Here is a 21,552-nt window from a genome sequence, read left to right as displayed (position 1 = left end):
TAAAAAAAGACCGTCTCTGACGATCTTCGGTTCTTCAACTAAAGCACCCGTTAGTTCAAGAACAACACCTTATTTTAAATCAGACAATTTCTCTCCTGTAACAATTTCAAATAGTTCTGCTGATTTGCTTTTATTTAATTGGACATACTTCCCTGCCCCCTGCATTACAAGTTCTATTTTATCTTTATTTGGACTAATMCACAGTGCATAAATAACACTATCAGATTGAATTTTCTTATCGATGTATTCGAGATGAAATTTATAATCTGCGGGATGTACCATACTTACTTCAGCATTTGTCCAATTTGTTTTATCTAGTATATTAGTTACTTTACCCACTTGCTCGATGTCCGTTACTTCTCTAAAATGATTGTACTCGTCTTTATCCCCAACAAGTTTTTGAACAATTATCGTTTGTTCTTCGTTTTCCATACCACTTGAACAGCCTGTCGTTATAAACATAAACACTAAAATTAAAGCAAATAACAACTTTCTGATTCCCATATTATCCCTCCTTTTTTAGACGTTCATTTAATCATTATCGTTTCATTATTCAACTAACCTGCCCCGTTAGTTAAACAACACTATGTGTATTTATAAGAAAAAAATAAAACCCAAAGATAAGAATATAACTATTGATGCTATTGACCTTACCCAAGTGACAGTATTACTCAGTCCAGCTTTTTTCTCTAAATAATTAATGTAAGTAATTACTAAAATGAATCCCCCAAAAAGCATATAATATATAGAATTATCTCTGAAAGATAGAGAACTCATAGCAACTAAGCCAATAAGTATAGTTCCGATTGCACCTAGAATCATATTTATATATAAGATACTTTGATTTTCTTTCATTCTCTTACCCCCATTCCAATTAGTTCTTCAACTAACCTGCCCCGTTAGTTCAATAAGAAAAAAGGCTTCACTCCTTCTTGAAGTAAAGCACTCGTTAGTTGAATAAGACTTATTTTGGAGTTGACACAAACTGTGACATGAAAAGTAACGGGTTTCCTCGTCTAATTTAGCTTATCTAGTTTGTCAGAAATAGTACGTAGTATTTTGTTCTTTTCCTGCTGTATTTTTAAGAATTTAATCATAAACCAAATCACAAATACAACTGGGGCTATGTAAAACAAGATTGGTAAAAATAGAAAAACTGAATCACCGGTCATTTATAAACCTCCTCTCATTTTTGATAATTATACCATGGTAAATATTAGAAATGTGTTCACGATTTATTAGGTAGTGATCAATACGACCATACTACGCTTCTTCAACTAAAGCACCCGTTACTTTAAGTGTATTCTTTCACAAACTTTGGATTTCATTTTGATGTCGCCTCTTAGAGATAACCAAACTAACGACAATTCCCACAATACACGCTATTACAGTTTTTGTAAGAAAATTATTAAGAAGTCCATCCATTACATATCCTTTAAATTTTTGAAATAATGTTGCTTCTGGAACCCAATCAATCACATAGCCTATCCCTAATATTGCAGGTGAGCTTATCAATACATAAACAAAAACAAAAGTAATTAAAAACGCTTATAGGTTCATTAAATCCCCCCTCAAATTTTAGCCACTGCTCATATACTTCGTGCGTATTTTCATTAGCGTCTACAATTACCCGTCGTTTATCTTCAGGCGATTTTCTATACCAGTCAACTCTTGTTCCCCTAACGCCCCCGTTAGGGGATAACCACAGTGAAATTTGGGACCTCTAAGAGGTCTTAACTTTTGGCGTTAGTTTTATTTGATTCGTTTTTTTCTTTTTTGTCTTATCAAGTGATGATTGCAGAGCAGAGATTAAATCTGGATATCCCTGCTTTAAGTAACCTGCACTTCAGTTTAATAAGAATAAACCCTGTATTATTTCTCTCTAATCTGATCCGTTTTACGGTAGGTTATTACCCAATACAAGAGGGCCAAAGCGCTGACAGAGGCACCAAATAGACATACTCCGATCCATCCATAGTTTGCGTATATATTGGTAGAAATAATTGAACCCGTGGCACTTCCGATGGAATAAAAAATCATGTAAGCAGCAGTAAGTCGGCTTATTGCCTCAGGACGCACTGTGAAAATCATACTCTGATTGGTGACATGTACTGCTTGCACAGCCAGGTCAAGAAAGATAACGCCAATAACTAATGCGAGCAGTGAGTGTTCGGTAAAGCTGATTAGGAACCATGATGCTAGCAATAAAACTAGGGCTATGCCGGTTGTTCGCTGCCCTAAACCTCGATCGGCCAGCCCTCCTGCTCGAGCAGCAGCTAATGCTCCGGCAACTCCAGCGAGACCAAACGCTCCAATTGCGGTATGTGAAAGAGAGTATGGTGGAGCACTGAGAGGTAGCACCAGCGAAGTCCACAATGTACTAAATGCGGTAAAAACCAGCAGAGCTAGTACTCCGCGGATGCGTAGGATTCGTTCTTGTACGAACAATGTGAGCACCGAACGAAGCAGCTGCGGATAGGATAGTGATGCTCGTTCGCTTTCATCACGCGGGAGTACTCGGAACAACACGCCAGTCATGATGAGCATCATCGCGGCAGAAACTAGATAGACCGAACGCCAACCGGCGAGATCGGTTAGTACGCCAGCGAATGTTCGTGCGAGCAGAATGCCGATCACCACTCCACTTTGCACCAAGCCGACTATACGTCCTCGCTCTGCTGGGGCAGCCAAATTCGATGCGAACGCTACGAGCACCTGAGTCACCACGGCAAGCAGTCCGACCGCAGCTAACCCCGTGAACAGCACCGTGATGGTGGGGGCGATGCCAACCACAATTAGAGACAACACGGATAAAAGCATCTGACCGACGATTAGCCGACGTCGATTCAGTAGATCACCGAGCGGTACCAACAGTAGCAGTCCTAACGCGTAAGATAGCTGAGTAATCGTAATGACAATGCCGATGGATGAATGGGCGATACCGAACTCGGTCGCCAGTGAGTCTAGCAACGGGTGTGCATAGTATATGTTTGCAACAGCCATCCCACAGGCTGTTGCAAACAATAGTGCCATAAAGCGAGTCATGGTTGATTCGGATACTATTTGTAACTGATCTGTTTTCGTATCATGATCTTCAACTATAATTGTTGTTTTTTCTTTAACCTTCCCCTTTACCATTTCTTACATCTCCTTTGTGCATCCAACATTATATTATACCGCTAGGTATAATATAATTCCTGATAAGGATAACCAATAAAAAGTTTTGATGTCAAGTGATTTATGCAATTATAGGGTTGCTTTTCTTGAAATAACCATCACAATTTGACAATATAACTTTAATTGACTAAAATCATAATATACCGTTCGGTAATTTAAAGGGGGATTAATTATCCATGACTCGAATTAGGAAAATTGGTAAGGAAAGTACATTAGATGAATTGAATCAATTACCGGGGAATATCGAAGTAACTGAAATATCTGGGGGCGATTCACCATCTCCAAAATTCCTACAGACAAACGAACAGATTATAAAAAGCTTCTTTGAAGTTGTCAGATCAGGTAGCAATCCCGAACAAGCAAAGGTTTTTATGGCGAAAGATGTAAGAGCACATCAAGTGAATTCAGAAAGCATGGTGACAATTATAAGGTCACCAGAGAATTATGCTGTTCATATAAAAGAAATGATAGATTCATGGGGGAATTTTAAAATAGAAATTCAAGAATTAATTTCTCAAAACCAAAAAGTTTATGTCAGATGGAAACAGACAGGAATGCATATTGGGGAGTATGAGGGTTATCTGCCTACAAATAAAGAGGTTATTGAACTAGGTAGTGCCGTATACCGATTAGAGGATCAAAAAATAGTGGAATACTGGATTCAAGTGGACAGATTCGGAATCATTGAGCAAATAAAAAAGAATCAATAACAAGATTAATTAGTGAAGAAACTTTATTTTTTTGAAATGAGGGATTTATTATGGTTCGAAAACGTGAATTTGATGAGGAAAAAGCATTGGATGATGCTATGTGGCTTTTTTGGAAGAAGGGGTACAAGGCTACTTCGCTAAGCGATTTGACTACCAAAATGGGCATACAAAGACCAAGCTTATACTCAGCTTTTGGAGACAAAGAGGAATTGTTTGAAGCTGCATTGCGCAAATATACCAAGCTACATGCTTCCCATATTCGAACAAAGCTTCAAAACAATCTATCTGTAAAGGAAGCATTTCGCTCATTTATTGAAGATTTGGTGGAAGAGGCATATAAAGAAAGTCCAAGCAAGGGATGTTTTTGCATTAATACAATGGTGGAACTTGCCCCTCACGATGAAAAATTTGAAATCCTTACAAGGGAGCATCAGATGTATCTTTCGATTATATTTCAAGAAACGATTGTCCGAGGTATTCGCTCAGGTGAGCTCGAAAACAATCTTAATGCTAAAGCTTTAGCACAGACACTAGTCGTTTCATTAATCGGACTTACCGTGTTAATGAAATCTCGTCCAGAGCGTTCATTTATAGATAATTCTGTAGCGATGATATTATCATTATTAAAATAAATTTAGCCAAATTCCAGTTTTATCAATCCTGTCAGTCTCCGTGAATAAAGTGGGTTTGTATAATGCCACAATCTATTAAATAGATTGCAGCTGTAATTCTTATTTTTATTAACCAAGTTACAGCTTTTGTCCTCCGGATCGTACATTTAGCTTTGAAATAAAGTTTGATCAATTTAATGCGATAACCTTGATAAACGTACAAAAGAAAAGAGCATGTTTTGAAAAAAGACTAGTCAAAACATGCTCTTAACATATTCAATTAAATGATACTTTTATAAAAAGGTTTGAACATTTCCCATACTTCTTCTTCAACTAAAGCACCCGTTAGTTCAAGAAGAAAATAGTTCTTTCTATTGCGTGATAAGTTATTTTTCTTTGAAAATTGGACTTAATTCACTCCACACATCAAATTTATTACCATCTAAATCAAAGAAAACAAAGTTCCTTCCAGAGTGTCCTCTGTTTTCAATTTCTCCAACTCTTATTTCTTTATCGGTAAAATCTCTATGTATTGCCTCTAATGCATTTAGTCCATTAACTTCAAATGTTATAGAAAAACGTTCTACACCATAACAATCATAGAAGTTAGAACTTTGATTTTCTTTAGATTTAACAAGAAAAATACTTTGGTTTGCAAAATTAAGAATTGCTTTGTCTTCGTCTTTATAGCTTAACTCTGCCCCCAATTTGTTTACATACCATTCATAAGAATTTTCTACATTAGTTACTGGAATATAAGTAGTTCCTACCCTTAGCAACTTTTCGCTCATTCTACCGACTCCTTCCAAAATTTTATGGTATCTACTTTCTCCTTTTATGTATCTTTAACCTTCCTAATTCTATATTTATCTTATTTTTATTGAAGTAACCTGCCCCGTTAGTTCAATAAGAAAAAGCTACCCTTACAGGCAGCCACTTGTTTAACTAAAGCACTCGTTAGCATTTATGCAGCACCACAGAGAATGAAAATGGTTAGAATAGTCAATACCACTATACTTTTAAAATAGCGTAATAATACTCGTCCAACCACTCATTTCCGTTTGGAATACATTTGTAAAAATAAACTTCCCTTCTCATTCCAATCTTCTCCATAACTCGATATAATTGAATATTACGAGGTTGTCAAGTCGCTATAGCCCTTTGTAACTTCATTTTTCAAAACCATATTCTAAAATCGCTTTTACAGTTTCGGAAGCATATCCTATATTGTAATATTTCGGATTACACGCTCATCCAACCTCATATGTATGTTCTGTTCAAATGCTAAGACAGCATATTAAAAGACCTCTTTAAGGAATCTCTCTTTGTTTATCAGGATTTTAAGTCCTTTGTTCGTTCTTAGATTTTTTTGGCTTAAATACATTTCTAGGTACTAACAGTATCAGAAAAATAATAAGAAACAGCGTTACTATAGAGAATAGATACGTTCCTAATCCTGCCCAAACTCCTTCCTCAAATTCTTCTATGATATTATCTAGATTAAAGATAAGCCTGATAACAAAGTTTGAAATAAAAATAAATGCGGTCAAGATAGCAGTTTCTTTTATAATCTTCAATGTCAATAATCCATCCTTTTTTTACTATTCAACTTAATGTTGTCCACTTAGATGACTATACGTCCTAATAAACTCTCTAAACGAATATCCTCTTTTATTATACAAGTTTGACTTTTTTTATTAAATATTGTAAATGGTTTAAAATTACTCTAACGATATATACTTGCTTATTGAACTATCCTGCCCCGTTAGTTCAATAAGAAAAAGAGCTGCATTAGCAGCTCACTGTTCTTCTACAGTACCCGTTAGATGAAGAAGATTATGTAGAGATTAACCAAACTGAATTACAAAAGATTCTATTAGAATTTCATTTCAACTGAAATCAGCTCTTTACCACTAGTAACGCAGTTTCTCCATTACTCAAAACCACTTCTAATGGTGAATCTAATTCATTAATAGCTTTTAAATGAACGAATACATCCCAAAATCCTGAGCTTTGTTCTGCAACAGGGATAGTAATTTTATCACCATTCTTAAATGTAAGAATCACCTGCACCTTTATCTCACCTTACCGTTTTTACCATTATTTTATGTAAGGAAATTGAAGGTGATTAAAAAGAACGCCCAGAAGGACGTTCTAAAATTTTATCATTCTCCATACTGATTTTAAGAATAGTAAATAGTAATAGTCTGCATTAGATCTTTCTTCAGTTCTTTCTGATAGTAGGTCAAAAATGATTTAATCGGATACTGGATGAGTTCATCTTTTTGATTGAACTTAAACCCGTTGAGGATTTTGTTAGAAGGCCTGAACAAAAGGGTATTATATAACTGGATAAAATAACGCATTTTATGTTCCCAATAGAAGAATAAAATAAGTAATTCCGTAAATAGGAAGTGCAATTGTAGTAATTATATACATTGTCATTTCGCCTTTAGAAAGTTTTCTTTTCCACTTAGTTAGCTTAAGTTGCCTACGATAAATAATGCTGGAAATGAATATTAATATAAAAGTTAAATCCTTTATGTTTTCTAAAACGGTAATCAAATAATCTGCTCCTTTAGGGTTTTGCAATAATTTGCCCCTTTATATTAAATGACGAAATAACATAAAAAAGAATCTCGTATTTAGATAGCAAAATATGAGACTCCTTGACCAAAAAAATTTTGAAATATATTGGATTATTTGCTATTTGATAACCTACTAAAAGGGCTCCTGCCGCTGAAAGAAATTGTTTGGCATCGATAAGCCGGATATCTTAATCTAGGTTAAATATATATTTTCTTATTCAACTAAAGCACCCGTTAGCTTAAAAAAACATTTTTATAATACGTGTAGATTTTCAACAGTAAAAGCACGAATATTATTATATTCGTCTATTAGAGCTTCACAGGATAATGTTAAATCGCTTCTTTGATTATCAATCCAAAGTTCAAATTCCAAGGCATATCCTGAACCATCATCATACTTATAAAAATCCACATTTTCATAAGCTGCATCAGGCGGAATCGTTAATGAATCCCAGGAACTCAACTCTTCTTTAAGGTCACTGATTGATAGCCCCTTTTGTAACTTTGCTTGAATTTTATTAAAATCGCCTTGGACAAAATCTATAACAGTCTCCCTCAGTAATGACTTTATTTTACTTTTTATGTTCATCCAATTCACCACTTTTAAATAGTCTCTCTTTTAAAATTCTACGTGTTTTCAATATCTTCCTTCTTGAAGTAACCTGCCCCGTTAGTTGAATAAGAAACTTATTTCATACTTTCTAAAATTAAATAGTCTTTTGTTTTAATTATTGTTATATCGTGTTTCTCTGCGAATTCAATTAAATGGTCATACGCTTTTGGTGGTTCGAGAACAGCTAATCTAACGTTRATCCCTTTATTTACTTTTATTTTGGCAGATTTTTTAGCCCAGCCGACTCGTGTAAATTTCAGTTCATTTATTTCTTCAGGAAAAATCCTCTGTTTTACGATGGATTTWTTGAATATTAAAATCTCATAAACCAAATTCTCATCGTTGATATTAAGCCTAAATCGAACAAAAGCAAATACAACGGCTACCAGTAAAACTGATAGATATAGAGATGAAGACCCGCCATAGTAATCCCAAACTACATTCAAAAATAGGACAAAAATGATGGTCATAACAATTGGATATCTATGCGGTCTGATTTTGTATTCCATATCAATTCATCTCCTTTTGTAACTCCTTCTTTTACTAAACTTTCTTTTTTACTAATGCTATAAGATAGTACATCAGTGAAATCAAAAATGAGAGAAGTACAACAGTTACCATACCAAACGCATAAATTGCTGTTACTGAAGGGTCCTCTCCTCCATCGGCACCAATAGCAACGAGAGAAAATAAAATAAGACTAACCGTTAAAATTAAAGAAAAAATACCAATATACTTCGCCATTATCTCTCCTCCTCTGTTGGAACCCTTACTAATTTTCTTGCTCGTATAAATGAATACACATCTCTAAAAAAGACATAGTACATAAACAAGGACAGTATAAGCCCGCCATATGTTTGTTTAGGGAAATTTTCAAGCATGAAATCTTTTTGAGTAATGAAAAGATAATTTATGTTTACTAATAAAGCAAAACTTATAACTACTGAAACTAGTTCTTTTTTATTTTTAAAAAGGAATGAAGATATCAACGATGACACAAAAATAAGAATAAGGATCTGCTGAAAAGCGAGAACAGCTTTTGCGAATTCCATATTAACTCCTCCTAATCCAGGTTGCTGTATAGTCAGATAGAAAAAAATGGAAACCCGGAAATTTTGCATTCGGATGTACTTTTGCTTTGGTGAGTTATTGATTTATTTGACTACCTTTTTGACTAAAGCACCCGTTAGTTCAACAAGACTTATTGAAGTGTTGATATATACAGCGAATCAGGAGGAGACATCGTAATGAAAGTCATAAAGACAATTGTGTAATGTGCAACGTTGAAATCGACTTAGAAAGTACGGGATATCATTTAGATTCGGAAGAAGGCGTTTGGTGTATGAGTTGTGCTGAACAAGAATCGGATTATTGACATAAAATGCGAATAAGAAAGAGGGGTTTGAATTTGTTGAAATTCTTAGTTGTTTCGTTATTGATTGTTTCTTATATAGATACAATTCGGATTGCCAAACCTTCAAAAAACCAAGTTAAAGGGGTTCATCACGATGCTCTTTGGGCATCTATTCACACAATGGCGTATGGTTTGGCGGTAGCATTTATTTTATTTGACGTATAACAGTATTTAATTAGTTCGCAGTTCAACCATACTACGCTTATTCAACTAACCTGCCTCGTTAGTTGAACAAGAAATGCTTTACTCTTATTGAAGTAAAGCACCCGTTAGTTGAACAAGCACTTATTTTTCTTTCTTACCAACCTGATACCCTAGAGCTGACCATAATATAAAAGCAAATAATTCCTTAGTATAGTAATTCCCTGTAAAAACGCTGAAAAGTAGCCAACAAACGAAGGCACCAAGAAATAAAAGTAAAAGACCTTTTGACAAAATTATTCCCCCTAGTAATAAATCAATTTCTATAAATAATATACCAGATATTAGGAGTCAATGTTTTCAATCTTCAACTAACCTGCCCCGTTAGTGATAAAAAAAAGGCTGCTTAAGCAGCCCTAGGATCTTCAACTAAAGCACCCGTTAGTGAAATAAATAAACTATAATTTCTTTTTTAATAATCCTATTAAATAGTATATTAGTGAAATCAAAAATGAGAGAAGTACGACAGTTACCGTACCAAACATATAAATTGCTGTCTCGGCAGTGTCATCTCCACCAAGACTACCAACGAGTGAAAATAAAGCAAAACTAACCGTTAAACTTAACAAAAAAATACTAATATACTTCGCCATTATCTATCCTCCTTTACTTTTTATTTTGCCATTGTAATCCATATTCTTTATTCAACTAAACTGCCCCGTTAGTTCAATAAGAAAAAGGCATTACTCCTTCTCGAAGTAAAACACCCGTTACTTTAATGAGGTGTCATCAGTTTTAATATTCTTTTTTGCAAGAATGCCAGTTAAAAAAATAATAATCCCTATTATGGTTACGGAAAATTCAGCAATATAAAAGTCACCATCTCTAACCAAACGAATTAGAAAAGAAACGCCAAATCCAGTTGTTAGTAATACTCCAAAATACACAATTCGATTTTTTATATTAACTCCCCCTTTTATTAAAGGTTTCGTAAATCTTTAACTAACCTGCACGATTAGTCATCCATGATTCCTATACTCAAAACATAGCATAAGCTTAACATTAAAAATCCCTTAGTTGGATATATTTAGAAATATTTCTTATAGAACTAACGCCCGGTAGTTGAAGAAGGAACCTAAGCCATGGAGGTTAATAAAAAAGGAGAAAGGGGCTGGAACTGGCCTCTTTCTCCTTTTGTTTACTTCTCTAATTCATGTTGTGTTTCCTTTGATGAAAATGCTTCTTTCAATTCTTTAGTGTGGTTGTGATGAGGATTTAATGACTCTATGTTTTTATTTAATGCATCTCGTGATTGTAATAACGGATTTTTCATTAAATGCCAACCCACTGTAACATTATGTTTATGTTCGGCCTTTAAATTTTTCTCTTTGATGTATTTCCCAATTCGCTCGTTTAATTGCTTTTCATTTTTCGTTTGTAACTGCTTCGTTTCTTTAACGGATGTAACCGATAAAAAGCGCTCGGTATTCAAAGACTGAGCAATAGCTGTTTTTTGAACAAACTTTTGACCTTCTGCCTTCTTCGCAAATGTTCGTTCGGTGGTATGCCCACCTTCCATTGTTACCGCATATTTTCCTTCCTCAATCTTTTCTATCTTGATGAAGTCTTCCACCTTTTTGAACTCTTTCACCAATTCATTTTTATTCTCTAAGATGTTAATGATGGTATAGCGTTGCTCAAGATCACTTAGTGGCAACAAGCGATTCGTGTTGGTACGTAAGTAGAACTGTTGATCACGTGTGTTTTCTTCGACTTTCGCAAATACGACCAGACCATTCTTCGCGTCAATTAATTGCAGTGTAGGTTTATCAGAAAGAAACACATTCCATTTTTCTTCTACAGCCGATTTTACTTTTTCGGTATCGATGGATTGATAAAAGCCTTTAATTTTCTCGCTTTGCAACTCATTCAATTGATCAATCATCTGTCCCGACACGCTTTGTACTTCTCGAATCGCTTGTTTGGCTACGTTTATATCTCGTGCCCATATAGCAATGTAGCCAGTCGACGTAAAGTCTGTTTCTAATCCGTAATAGTGAGAGACGATATAGGCTGCTGATTCAGCTTGTGCTTCTCTATGACCACGAGGCAGCTCACGTAATTCACTTTCTTTGTTGTGAAGAAGGCCATGTGCGTATTCATGAATTAAGACACGAAACTTCTGATCAGCCGTTTGTGAGACGGCCGTATTAATGACAATGTCATTGGTGGCGGCATTGTAATACCCACCGTAACTTTCATTTTCATGAACTTCTTCTTGAATAGTTAAAGGGTTTTTCTCGTCTATATTAATCTGATGAACGAATTTATCATATAAATCTTGCATGGAACCATCTGCTTGGAGTTCTGTTTGAACGAAATCTCGAACACTTGGGATATCACGGCCACTCGTTTGTGAAACATCGAATACTTTGCCATATACATAGCCACTTAGAGTTTCTTTCACTTCCGATTGAACGTCACCATGTTCATCCGTTAAGACGTTACCTGAAGGTTGATTTATTTTCTGTTCTTCAGTTTTTTGGAAAGTCGGAACTAAAATGTCGATGCTGCGTTCTCCTTTGTTCACATGGCGTCCTAGTGATTGCCACTGCTTAAACCCACGAATCATGGTAGCGTCAGGCTTTTGTGAAGCAATGAGAAGTGCATTTTGGAACGAGTACTGATGCCCTGATGCTAATACATGCAGTAAATCTTGGAATCGGTCATTCTTGAATAAATCTTCTAAGTTTGTCTCTAACCGTTTAGAAACCTCAGTTAAGTCTACTTTGTTAGACATATTCAATCACGTCCTTTCGTACATACCAGGCCTCATATAAAGGCTCTATCCTGCCTTCAATGCGAATGGGTGTGTAACAAGTTACCGTGTAATCTCCGATGTTTTCTTCTAAGTCTAGAACACCATCATATGTAAGTGCCTCAAAGGGCACAGGATCATAAAAACTTAATATCCGTTTGTCTGTTGCGAGAATTTCACTAATGGTCAGATACATCCAGATCACTCCTTTAGTTGTTGGTCTGCCCTTATCAAGCATTTATGGAATTAGAAGAAGTTCTGAAGGGTGACTTCTTTTTCTTTCAATCGCTTTTGAATATCATCTTTTTCATGTTCAGGCGCATCTTCTACAAGTGKCTCATTCATCTCAAGTTCAGACTCATCAAAATCTAGGTCTAAGTGTTCCGATTGACTCCATTCTTCTTCCAGTATTCGAGTGGAAGTACCACCACTTAATGAGGGAGGAGATTCAGCTAATAATTCTTCATCTACTGTTGCTGCGATTTGAAAATCTACCATCCTATCAGGAGTCATAGTTTGATGGTGTTCATTGAATTGTTCTACATAATCCCCAAACACTTCAGATTGCCATGCCTTTTCGAGTTTCATCGGGAACATCCCACTCACAAATAAGTAGCTGGTGTCCTTTGAAATATTGGATAAGTCCCCTTCGGGAATCAAGGGTCTTTTCACATACTGTTCAGACTGACTGGAACTGGCACTCGATTTCCCACTCATAAAGCCACCACTTTGACTCGTGGAACCCGTTTGAACCTTTGCTGTCGTTTCGCCAGCGAGTTGAGAGAAATACTTGATGGTTTCCATGTCCTTGCTTCGTAAAAATAAGAGCGTGTCATGGTTTGACAGAATCGATCGAGCCATTTCTTTTCCATACATCGCTTCAATCTGACCGTTATCCTGAACGATTGTGTTCATGGATAACCCTAAACCTCGACAAGTCGCAAGAACACGGCCATATTTCTCGATTTTTCCGATGTTTGCAAATTCATCTAACAAGAAAATCGTTGGAATCTTTAGCTTGCCGCGATTTTCATCAGCCATTTTATAGAACTGGGAGATGAGTTGGTCAAAAAAGACAGATGTTAGGGCCATAAATGGATTGTCGTCCATGGGTAACTTCACATATAAAACACTTTTTTGCTCCTGAAAGGATCGGAAGTTAAAGTCACTCGTACTTGTCATCTTGCTAATCTTATTAAGCGTGAAAATGCTTACTTGGGATGCGAATGAAGAGGTAACACTCGCTCTCGTATTTCCACCAAGGGTCGTCAACCCTTTTAATAGTTGATAGGATGGATGATGTTGTCCTAAATCTTCTTCGACCCAATCACGAAATTCATCTTCATCGGGGGCTACTTTATGATTAAAGGTCGCAATCACGTCTTTCATACTGGCGTTCGGTATTTCCGTTTTACAGTAGACAATTAATCCAGCTAACATTTTCTGTGCACGTTCCATAAAGAAGTCTTCTTTTCCATCTTTGGTGGAATTCTTCGCAATAGTTACCGAAACACTTTGGGCATCTTGATCATCGACGACGTAATCAAGTAAATTGTATCGATCTTGGTTAAAGTTGATAAAATCAACTTGGTATACCTGATACCCTTGTTCACGCTTGATTTGTGCAGTTTCATGATACAGTTCACCTTTGGGATCGGTCACCACAATCGTTTCTTCTCGATTATTTAACAAGTTTGGAATTACATACGATTGTCCTTTCCCACTCCCACWGGAACCAACCACATAGACGTTTCGGTTATCAATCTCCGTTTCTCGAGGAATAATGAGCACTTGCTTTTTATCAGGGACTTTCCCCACAATCAAGCCGTTTTCAAGAGACTCAAACGTTTTACTCGGATCCGTTTTATGGTATTTGTTGCGTTTGGATAACTGTTTGTCGTTCATGACTTCGTGTGGCAGGGTAAAACGTGCAGAACCATGGACGCCATAATCATGTGCATCTTCATAGGTTTTTTCCAGGAGGTTCATTTTAGAAAGGAACCAAAAGAAGAAGACGCCCATTAATAGCACAATTAATAGTTTGGTTTGATTGTCTGCGTCATTCATGACGTAATCGACGGTTCCTGATATATCCAGTAATCGGTTTTTTAGCTCACCATTTAACTTTAATAACGTAAACAGTCCAGATAAAACATACCCAATAAGAAGAGTTAATAGGAACGTTATCGCTATTCGTACCCCGGCACCTTTTCGGAATTTTCGTTTCGCCATTCTTCCTCCACCCTTCTATAAGTCGACTTCTAAATCTAATTGCTGACGGATACGTTGGTTCTTCGTTTTTCTTTTTAGTTTTGATGAAAGTTGTGTACTTTGTTTTGAAGCATGAGTAGAACTGGACTGATGAATTAATTGCTCAAGCAATTCGCTTGATGCTCGCCCACCGACAAAGTGTGAGATTTCCTTCTGTGCGGTTGATAATCGATTGAAAAATGAATTGGGTTGAGCTTTCTCATATGCTTGCTGCTTGGTTGCTCTTTCGGTTTCACGTGCTGTAGCGAACTGTACACAGGCCCGTAAAGAGGGAGTGAACCCTTGCTTTAATTCATCTTTGTAGGCGCGCAAAATGTCAGCTTTTACTTGGAGTGGCAACTCATCTACCTGTCTAAGTATGCTTTCTTTTTCATCTGCAAATGTGGTGCGAAGGAGCACTCCTAATTGTTCGTTTACCAATTCAGCTTTACGACTGCTTTGGGTTAAAAGTTGCTGCATCGTATTTACTTTAATAGAGAGCTGATACACTTGCTCAGGTTCTCCCCGCATTTTAATAAGCGCATCTTTCTCTTTACCCAACTTATTGCGAGTTAGCGATTGAATGCGGATTGTATTACTTAACGTATCGCTCTTTTCGATAACTTGATAGATTTCCGCGATGGATAATACCTCGGTTATTTCTTCTGGATATATGATTTGCTCATTCTTATTCTCTTTTAGTGTTTCAAGTATTTCATTTTTAATGAAAAGAACTCGATCGTTCCATTTGAATTCTTCTGGGACATCCGGGTAAACCTGATTGAATGTACGATGTGTAATGAGTGAACATACATTGTAAACTCGTTCCGTATGTTCAAGTAACATGTCTTGCGTTTTAGCATCTTTTTTCTGGTCTACATCCTTACTCTCATATGCTTCAAGTCGAGGAACAAATTGCTCATAGAATCGATTCATTGAGAAGCCTTGTGACTGAAGAAATTCTTTGTTTTGTGCATGATACGATTTGTTCACTACGTCCAGTAATGCATGTGTTACGGTCATTTCTGTTTCTTTAGGTTCGAGTGTACGCTCTATCCATCGATACAGTCCGTCTAAGTGTTGACGGACATTTGTAAAGTTCACTTCTTTTTTCAAACGTCCTTGCAAGAAATGAATACTCTTTATGTACTCGGGTTCAAGTTGACTCATTACGAGACTTGTTTCCTGGTGAAGAAGTTTCTCTACCGATGGTGCCGTTTGATGTGCAGCGAGAGACACAATTTTAGATTCCAGTCGTTCAATCTCTTGATTGGTTTTTCGGATTTCTTGATTTAGTTGATGATAAAAAGTGGTAGCTTCTTTCCCCTGTGCTGCTAATCGTTTAACAAATTGATATTCATTTCGTTCCAAACGAACTTCAGCGATTTTCTCCAAGCCTTGTTCTTCAAAAGAAAGCGCAGATACTTTTTGGTTGATGCCGTTTTCTAGAAATGAATCATTAATGGTTTCAGCATAAGCAAGTCTCCACTTTACCAACGTTTCTCGATGATTCCACTCCGTCGAAGAGACGGTCTGGAAAATCTTTTTTCCATCGTCTGTTCGTTTTATTTCTCCATGCTCATCTCGTTCATACTCTCTTCTTTTTTTCTCTCCCCACGTGCCATCTTCCTTAAATGGACGTACCGTTAATAAAATATGTGCGTGTGGGTTGTGTTCTTTATCTCGATGAATGGCAACGTCCGCCACCATGCCTTCATTCACAAAATGAGTTTGAACAAATGTTTTGACAAGACGTTTTTGTTGATCATGGTTGAGTTCGAGTGGCAAAGCAATGAGAATTTCACGAGCTAATTGAGCGTTCCATGCTTTTTCTTTTGTCTCGACTTCATTCCATAATCTTTCACGATCTAGTGTCCATTCAGGGGCATGATGAGGTTTTAAGATGAATGCTTCAGGTGTTATGCCACGAGTACGAAAGTTTTTGATTTCTTCATCCCGTTCTGAATACAAAGGCATTCCACTACGGTAGCTGGCACTTGCTACTACGGATTGTGTTTTTTTACTAATCACGTTCGCTCGTAGMATGTAGTAACTCATCTTAAATCCCTCCCCTCTTTTTATTTCATCTTTTATATATCCGAAGGCGACAAACTTTTCGACCGAAGGCAAAACCCAGGGCACCACTTTAGTGGTGTATAAATGGGCACTCGTCTTTCAGTTCTCGGATATATTGTACCATAATTTCTCGTTTACTATAGATTAATTTTATGTATATGTTAATATTTTTATATATAAAACAAAAAGGAGTGAAGGGGAAATGGCGAATAACTTTGAAAAGATTTTAACGATTGAACAACAAATTGAGAAATTGAAGGAAAAACAAAAACGATTAGAAGAACAAATGCAGCTAAATATTGGGCGTGAATTGTTAAAGGTGTGGCACGTGGATTCAGAGGAAGATGCCTTGAAGTGGGTTCAAAAGTTTGCTACTCAGGTGAATGGGGAAAATAAAGCACTTCAAAATGAAGTGATGACCAATGAAGGATAATCGACTCCAACAAGCGAAAGAGTTACAAGAAAAAGTTATGGCCTTGCAGCAAAAGAAGAAACGATTAGAAAATGAAGTAATGCGTAAGGTGAGTTGGGAAAATAGAAAAGCGCGAACCAAACGCTTAATTGAAACTGGTGCATTGGCAGAGAAATATTTTGGATTAGAAGAATTGTCGGTGGAAGATCGTGAAAAAGTGTTTCAGACTTTTTCTTCATTTGTCAAAAGCAAAGTATTAGAAAAAAACTAAACAACCTGCCTATATTAAACCAAGTGGAAATATCTACTTATGTTAGGAATGTCACTTATGGAGCTCCCTATTCGGGTGAACTGAGATAACGTTACCCTAACTAAATCGAGTCTCTCTTTGCTGTAAATGGTAGAATAAGAATATATAAATACGATAGCTGTTGTGATTGACTAGAGAGGTGAATAATTGTGAGTTTTCAAGAAATTGACTTAAAGAAAAAAAAATTAGATCAAGCTCGTCCTTTACCGATTCATTCCGTGAAGTCACTGCTAAATCATGTATTAATCGACTGGACCTATAATTCAAACGCCATTGAAGGAAATACCTTAACGATTTCCGAAACGAAAGTGGTTTTAGAAGGAATGACAATAGGCGGGAAGACGATGCGAGAGCATCTCGAAGTCATTAATCATCGAGACGCAATTGATTACTTAGAAGACATTATTCAAAAACATGAACTATTGACGGAATGGACAATAAAATCGATTCACCGACTCGTGTTAAAAGGAATTCAAGATGACAATGCAGGAGTCTATCGAAAAGAAAACGTCTTAATTGGTGGTGCGTCTCACCGTCCGCCAGACCATGTAATCGTTCAAGAGTTAATGGAACAATTTGTTTCCAAAGTTGAAAACGAATGGTCAACCTGTCATCCTGTCGAACGTGCAGCAAAAGTGCATGCAGAGTTTGTGAAAATCCATCCATTTATCGATGGAAACGGACGCACTTCTCGTTTGTTAATGAACTACGAACTAATGAAAGTTGGCTTCCCCCCTGCCGTCATTAAAGCAACTGATCGTGCACGATACTACGATGCTTTGGATCATGCACATACAACTGGGGACGATGAATCATTTATTCAACTAGTTTGCGAATCTGTAAATGAAAGTTTAGACCTCTGGCTAAGTGTTATTTGAGTTTATCTAAAGTGAAAAGCGATGTAAAAAGCGTATGTCCGGAGAAATATCGGAACATACGCTTTTTTTCTGGTTGTTTAACTCTTAGTTATGCAACCACGTTAATTTATTGTATGTTATTTAGAAAAAGTGGTCTACAAGTGTTGTGTGGACCACTAGTGGTGTGTTGTCTAAAAGTGATTAATAATGAAATTAGTGTCCACGAGTAGTTAGTGGTGGCTTATTTGTGGAACACGAGTAATTATACATTAGTAGTTAAGTAATTCATGTGGTGTCATGGTCACTCGTGGACGATTTTAATGAACAGTAGGAGATCGTCATAGATTAATGGGTTCCGTTTTGAAGTATAAAATCGCAAATAGCAAGTGTAATCGCAGCACCAAATTAACAAGCAATTAACTCAAGAATAGGTTAAAAAACTCAAAGCTACACCGAACTGAATTCTGTGAACACAAACAGTTCAAATACCATAAAATATATAGTCAGATGACTATTTCAACATATTGTGGGGGTGAAAATAAAATGGTTACTAATCAGAACGACGGCCAGATGATAACTCATCCCATACTTCTGGAAGCTAGACAAATTGCTCCAAATCAAATTTTAATTAATTATGATCAGCGGACTGATTTAGCATCAGCAATGAATGTTTCTAATTATTGGATTAGAAGTAATATGGAGCGTCCCACTGGTATTGCCACCGTGGGAATGAGCGCTCCCCTTACTGCATCAAACGCAATACGTCCTGATGTTGGAATGATTACACCTACCGATAATTCGAATATGAGATTTGTAATGACGTTTATGGTTAATGCTGTGTCGGGTGTTATGTATACAGTACTTCCTTGTTTTGTTAATTTAGAGGGAATGTCAGGTTATATGGGGGAGAACTGGGGTCCTTTCAGCAGAAATATGTTTATCGGCATGTAAACAATATTCTAAATTCGCTGATGCAATAGTTTGTTGCACTAACGGGACACATTAGTAGAATGAGGATTCCAGAAACAGTCAACATATTAATTGTTGGCTTTTTTCTGTCGCACCTGGACCAAAATGTGTCGCACAGTTCAACCATACTACGCTATTGAACTAACCTGCCCCGTTAGTTGAATAAGAAATAAAAAATTTTAACAAAAAGAACCAGAAATTATTTTATGGTTTATATATTTCGTAGTAAAATTAGGGTCAAAAAAACACCCTCTTATCTTGAACTGAACCCTTGTTAACGGACAGTTTAATAAAAAGGTACCTTAAAATTCATGTTACGATTAGATGACTTCGGTATTGTTCCGGAGTCATCTTTTTTAAGTTCCATTGTTTACGCGTTGTATTGTAATGTTCCATTGTAGTTAAGTAATTCATGTGGTGTCTTGGTCACTCGTGAACCATTTTTTTAGGAGGTTTATTACCTGCTAATTTTGACACTACCAAAGAAAGAAAATTATCACATAACGGTAAGAAAAAATCTAAAAACGAATCATCATGTTACTAGATTATAAATATCTATTCAATTTATATGTAAAAACTGAAGGGATGGAATTCCGCCTTGTGAATGCCGAGATCTAATTCATAAGGTAATTTTTCTTTTACCTATAAGTTTGTCCAGTCAAGGATTTGATTTTTTCATATGATAAAGAGTTACGTACACATTGAAGCAGGGTTTTCTTTTCAATAATTGCTTTTGTATCATTTTCATCATAATGAATGCAGTTCACGGTTATTCATGGCATTTTCTAACAACTCATTTTTAGTAGACTTGTGAGCAATAAAAGAATGGAGGTGAAGAATATGTTTTATCCTCAAAATCCGAATTCAAGGTCATACCAATCATCCCCTAGACCAATTTATCGGGAACGAAGACCGTACCCTAGGCCAACTTATCAGGGACCTCGACGTGGTACACCAGATCGGAATTTTAGACCATCTCAAGAAGAGTCACAGAGACCTAGAATGTGGAATCTAGATCAAATGATGACTACCGTTGAGAGAATATCAAATGGAGTCAATATAGATCAAATGAAGACAAACGTAGGGAAAATATCAAATGGAATCAATACCTTAAAGCAGTTGGGGTCTGCTTTTTCATCGTGGAGAAAGCCATAAGGTTTAATTTTGAAAAGCAAAAAGAACATTGTTAATTTATTGTGATTTTGTTTAGAAAAAGTGGTCTACAAGTGTTGTGTGGTCCACGAGTGATGAAAAAGCATATAAATTCATAGTCTACTCTTATTTAGTGCGCTGAAAGAAAAAAGGTTATTTATAGTAATCTACTAGTGGTGTGTTGTCTACAAGTGTTTGTTTATTTGTGGAACACGAGAATTCATTTGTAGGTTGTTTTTTAGGTATAAAATATKGGAACGTCCGATTTGGACGTTCCCGTTCTTATTCCATTAAAGCCCCCTATAATGGAATAACTGTAAAGCTAATGAAGCTTTTTTAAAAGCTGCGTTTCCCTGGCCAAGCCCCTTGCATTTTACTTAGGAATACAATTTGCCCAATATGATATGCGTCGTGCAATGCTAAACTCTTCAGTTCAAGCACTAATGAATTATCTTCTCCTGGGATCTGTCTATACAAATCTTCATGTTCTGATTTTGCTAGTATTTTTCCAAGTTCACGATGAACATAAAAGTATTCTTGTTTTGTTTCCTTCCAATTTTCTAACGTCTCAGTTGGTAATCGAAATGTAGATTCATTATTTTCTGCCTGTGGTTCATTCGCTGTTTCACCAAGAAATCGCATCAGAAATCTCTTTTTATAGAAAAGTAAATGACAAACTAATTCCCAAATGGAATTCATTGCCCCATCAGCTGGTTTCCAAATTGCCTGTTCAAAAGTAATATCCTCTAGCACTTTTTCAAGTGGTGGAAACCAGTCTTCTTCATCTAAGCAGCTTGCCCATTGTTGTAACAAAAGTGTCTTTACATCCATTTTCTATTCCCTCCAATTTAATCCCTTTAATAGATAATCCCTTTGGTCAAAATTCATTTGCGGCGTGTTGACACTTTGAATTAACCTGCCCCATTAGTTCAATAAGTTCAACAAAAAAAGCGTTAATCCTTCTTTCCATAACTTTAACACCTAATCAAAAAACGCCCAAAACCTTTATACATCAAGGGTTTTGGGCGTTTCAAGTATGGTGGGTTATTTGCGAAGTGTTCCACTACAAGAAAAAGAACCGGTCATATAAAAATAGTAATCTGTTCAGGTATCTAGTACAATATTAAAATTAAACATACAAGCTGAGCCCAAATTCGCATTTGAATTGGGCTCAGCTTGTTTTTGTTAGGGAGAAAGTTTAATCAATCGATAGGTCAGAGTAATTAATGTCTTCTTCAACTAAAGCACCCGTTAGTTTAATAAGGTTTCAACGGTATTAATCTTCAAGTAAATCTTTTTCTCTTCTTTTGTTACGTATTCACAAAAAATTCATTGCAAGCATTATATACGTAGGTCAAGAAGTCTGTTCATTTCAATTTTTTTTAGGAGGAAAAGAATTGAATCGTAATGTGAATGGGAAAATGATTCAAGATCCCTTTTCTATTGAAAATTCC

The 21,552-nt window shown here is 36.2% G+C and carries 26 protein-coding genes and 1 pseudogene; 8 read left to right on the top strand and 19 right to left on the bottom strand.

Features of this window, described 5'->3' with window-relative positions; translation table 11 throughout:
- Window positions 1-69: 69 nt before the first annotated feature.
- The 4 genes from AC1DOS_RS09195 to AC1DOS_RS09180 form a co-directional block, all read right to left on the bottom strand.
- Window positions 70-504, bottom strand: coding sequence for a hypothetical protein (locus tag AC1DOS_RS09195; protein WP_477537263.1), 435 nt, complete (start codon window positions 502-504; stop codon window positions 70-72).
- 90 nt (window positions 505-594) lie between these two features.
- Window positions 595-855 carry a hypothetical protein gene (locus AC1DOS_RS09190; protein WP_477537262.1) on the bottom strand — a complete coding sequence of 87 codons (261 nt, stop codon included), beginning with the start codon at window positions 853-855 and terminating at the stop codon, window positions 595-597.
- A 161-nt stretch (window positions 856-1,016) separates the two neighbouring features.
- A complete protein-coding gene (locus tag AC1DOS_RS09185) occupies window positions 1,017-1,172 on the bottom strand; it encodes a hypothetical protein (protein ID WP_199224120.1) in 156 nt (51 codons plus the stop codon).
- Between the two features lie 700 nt (window positions 1,173-1,872).
- Window positions 1,873-3,138: an MFS transporter gene (locus tag AC1DOS_RS09180; RefSeq protein ID WP_477537261.1), complete on the bottom strand. Its 1,266-nt coding sequence runs from the start codon at window positions 3,136-3,138 to the stop codon at window positions 1,873-1,875.
- Between the two features lie 296 nt (window positions 3,139-3,434).
- Here AC1DOS_RS09180 and AC1DOS_RS09175 point away from each other — a divergent pair, with 296 nt between their 5' ends.
- Window positions 3,435-3,887 carry an ester cyclase gene (locus tag AC1DOS_RS09175; RefSeq protein ID WP_477537264.1) on the top strand — a complete coding sequence of 151 codons (453 nt, stop codon included), beginning with the start codon at window positions 3,435-3,437 and terminating at the stop codon, window positions 3,885-3,887.
- 50 nt (window positions 3,888-3,937) lie between these two features.
- Window positions 3,938-4,519 (top strand): TetR/AcrR family transcriptional regulator, encoded by a 582-nt coding sequence (locus AC1DOS_RS09170; protein WP_477537260.1) that lies wholly within the window; start codon window positions 3,938-3,940, stop codon window positions 4,517-4,519.
- Between the two features lie 365 nt (window positions 4,520-4,884).
- Here AC1DOS_RS09170 and AC1DOS_RS09165 read toward each other — a convergent pair whose 3' ends face one another.
- The 8 genes and pseudogenes from AC1DOS_RS09165 to AC1DOS_RS09130 form a co-directional block, all read right to left on the bottom strand.
- Window positions 4,885-5,289 (bottom strand): VOC family protein, encoded by a 405-nt coding sequence (locus AC1DOS_RS09165; RefSeq protein ID WP_477537259.1) that lies wholly within the window; start codon window positions 5,287-5,289, stop codon window positions 4,885-4,887.
- Window positions 5,290-5,509: 220 nt separating this feature from the next.
- Window positions 5,510-5,772: pseudogene (locus AC1DOS_RS09160) on the bottom strand (GNAT family N-acetyltransferase); the annotation flags it as partial.
- Window positions 5,773-6,397: 625 nt separating this feature from the next.
- Window positions 6,398-6,571 (bottom strand): hypothetical protein, encoded by a 174-nt coding sequence (locus AC1DOS_RS09155; RefSeq protein WP_477537258.1) that lies wholly within the window; start codon window positions 6,569-6,571, stop codon window positions 6,398-6,400.
- Between the two features lie 294 nt (window positions 6,572-6,865).
- The gene (locus AC1DOS_RS09150; RefSeq protein WP_477537257.1) at window positions 6,866-7,090 is read right to left on the bottom strand and encodes a hypothetical protein; all 225 of its coding nucleotides are present in this window, start codon (window positions 7,088-7,090) and stop codon (window positions 6,866-6,868) included.
- Between the two features lie 249 nt (window positions 7,091-7,339).
- Window positions 7,340-7,675: a DUF7668 domain-containing protein gene (locus AC1DOS_RS09145; protein ID WP_477537256.1), complete on the bottom strand. Its 336-nt coding sequence runs from the start codon at window positions 7,673-7,675 to the stop codon at window positions 7,340-7,342.
- 98 nt (window positions 7,676-7,773) lie between these two features.
- Window positions 7,774-8,208 carry a hypothetical protein gene (locus AC1DOS_RS09140; protein WP_477537255.1) on the bottom strand — a complete coding sequence of 145 codons (435 nt, stop codon included), beginning with the start codon at window positions 8,206-8,208 and terminating at the stop codon, window positions 7,774-7,776.
- Window positions 8,209-8,242: 34 nt separating this feature from the next.
- Window positions 8,243-8,443, bottom strand: coding sequence for a hypothetical protein (locus AC1DOS_RS09135; protein WP_477537254.1), 201 nt, complete (start codon window positions 8,441-8,443; stop codon window positions 8,243-8,245).
- On the bottom strand, window positions 8,443-8,751 hold the full coding sequence (locus tag AC1DOS_RS09130) for a hypothetical protein (RefSeq protein ID WP_477537253.1): 309 nt from the start codon (window positions 8,749-8,751) through the stop codon (window positions 8,443-8,445). Before AC1DOS_RS09130 ends, AC1DOS_RS09135 begins: the two co-directional genes overlap by 1 nt.
- A 356-nt stretch (window positions 8,752-9,107) precedes the next feature.
- Between AC1DOS_RS09130 and AC1DOS_RS09125 the strand changes: the two genes are divergently transcribed.
- The gene (locus tag AC1DOS_RS09125; RefSeq protein ID WP_477537252.1) at window positions 9,108-9,278 is read left to right on the top strand and encodes a hypothetical protein; all 171 of its coding nucleotides are present in this window, start codon (window positions 9,108-9,110) and stop codon (window positions 9,276-9,278) included.
- A gap of 120 nt (window positions 9,279-9,398) precedes the next feature.
- On the opposite strand, the gene AC1DOS_RS09120 is transcribed toward AC1DOS_RS09125, so the two are convergent.
- The 6 genes from AC1DOS_RS09120 to mobQ all read right to left on the bottom strand — a co-directional run bounded on the left by AC1DOS_RS09120 (window position 9,399) and on the right by mobQ (window position 16,380).
- Window positions 9,399-9,548, bottom strand: coding sequence for a tRNA U-34 5-methylaminomethyl-2-thiouridine biosynthesis protein (locus AC1DOS_RS09120; RefSeq protein ID WP_477537251.1), 150 nt, complete (start codon window positions 9,546-9,548; stop codon window positions 9,399-9,401).
- Window positions 9,549-9,712: 164 nt separating this feature from the next.
- Window positions 9,713-9,907, bottom strand: coding sequence for a hypothetical protein (locus AC1DOS_RS09115; protein ID WP_477537250.1), 195 nt, complete (start codon window positions 9,905-9,907; stop codon window positions 9,713-9,715).
- Window positions 9,908-10,452: 545 nt separating this feature from the next.
- Window positions 10,453-12,054, bottom strand: coding sequence for an ArdC family protein (locus AC1DOS_RS09110; RefSeq protein ID WP_477537249.1), 1,602 nt, complete (start codon window positions 12,052-12,054; stop codon window positions 10,453-10,455).
- A complete protein-coding gene (locus tag AC1DOS_RS09105) occupies window positions 12,047-12,268 on the bottom strand; it encodes a hypothetical protein (protein ID WP_477537248.1) in 222 nt (73 codons plus the stop codon). Before AC1DOS_RS09105 ends, AC1DOS_RS09110 begins: the two co-directional genes overlap by 8 nt.
- Window positions 12,269-12,318: 50 nt before the next feature.
- Window positions 12,319-14,304: a VirD4-like conjugal transfer protein, CD1115 family gene (locus tag AC1DOS_RS09100; protein WP_477537247.1), complete on the bottom strand. Its 1,986-nt coding sequence runs from the start codon at window positions 14,302-14,304 to the stop codon at window positions 12,319-12,321.
- A gap of 15 nt (window positions 14,305-14,319) precedes the next feature.
- Window positions 14,320-16,380, bottom strand: a complete 2,061-nt coding sequence (gene mobQ / locus AC1DOS_RS09095; protein WP_477537246.1) for a MobQ family relaxase — start codon at window positions 16,378-16,380, stop codon at window positions 14,320-14,322.
- 220 nt (window positions 16,381-16,600) lie between these two features.
- On the opposite strand from mobQ, the gene AC1DOS_RS09090 reads away from it, so the two are divergent.
- From AC1DOS_RS09090 to AC1DOS_RS09070, 5 genes are all read left to right on the top strand, one after another.
- On the top strand, window positions 16,601-16,831 hold the full coding sequence (locus AC1DOS_RS09090) for a hypothetical protein (protein WP_477537245.1): 231 nt from the start codon (window positions 16,601-16,603) through the stop codon (window positions 16,829-16,831).
- Window positions 16,821-17,081 (top strand): hypothetical protein, encoded by a 261-nt coding sequence (locus AC1DOS_RS09085; RefSeq protein WP_477537244.1) that lies wholly within the window; start codon window positions 16,821-16,823, stop codon window positions 17,079-17,081. The genes AC1DOS_RS09090 and AC1DOS_RS09085 overlap by 11 nt, the downstream gene beginning before the upstream one ends.
- Window positions 17,082-17,269: 188 nt before the next feature.
- Window positions 17,270-17,998 carry a Fic family protein gene (locus AC1DOS_RS09080; protein WP_477537243.1) on the top strand — a complete coding sequence of 243 codons (729 nt, stop codon included), beginning with the start codon at window positions 17,270-17,272 and terminating at the stop codon, window positions 17,996-17,998.
- Window positions 17,999-18,520: 522 nt separating this feature from the next.
- Entirely contained in the window at window positions 18,521-18,928 is a 408-nt protein-coding gene (locus tag AC1DOS_RS09075; RefSeq protein ID WP_477537242.1) for a hypothetical protein, read from the top strand.
- Window positions 18,929-19,786: 858 nt separating this feature from the next.
- The gene (locus AC1DOS_RS09070; protein WP_477537241.1) at window positions 19,787-20,101 is read left to right on the top strand and encodes a hypothetical protein; all 315 of its coding nucleotides are present in this window, start codon (window positions 19,787-19,789) and stop codon (window positions 20,099-20,101) included.
- A gap of 333 nt (window positions 20,102-20,434) precedes the next feature.
- Here AC1DOS_RS09070 and AC1DOS_RS09065 read toward each other — a convergent pair whose 3' ends face one another.
- Window positions 20,435-20,929, bottom strand: a complete 495-nt coding sequence (locus tag AC1DOS_RS09065) for a DinB family protein (protein ID WP_477537240.1) — start codon at window positions 20,927-20,929, stop codon at window positions 20,435-20,437.
- Window positions 20,930-21,552 lie beyond the last annotated feature (623 nt).

The organism is Paenisporosarcina sp. P5_A11 (genome assembly GCF_056400705.1).
The sequence above is the reverse complement of the archived record's forward strand: the minus strand, read 5'-3'. Positions and strand labels throughout refer to the sequence as shown.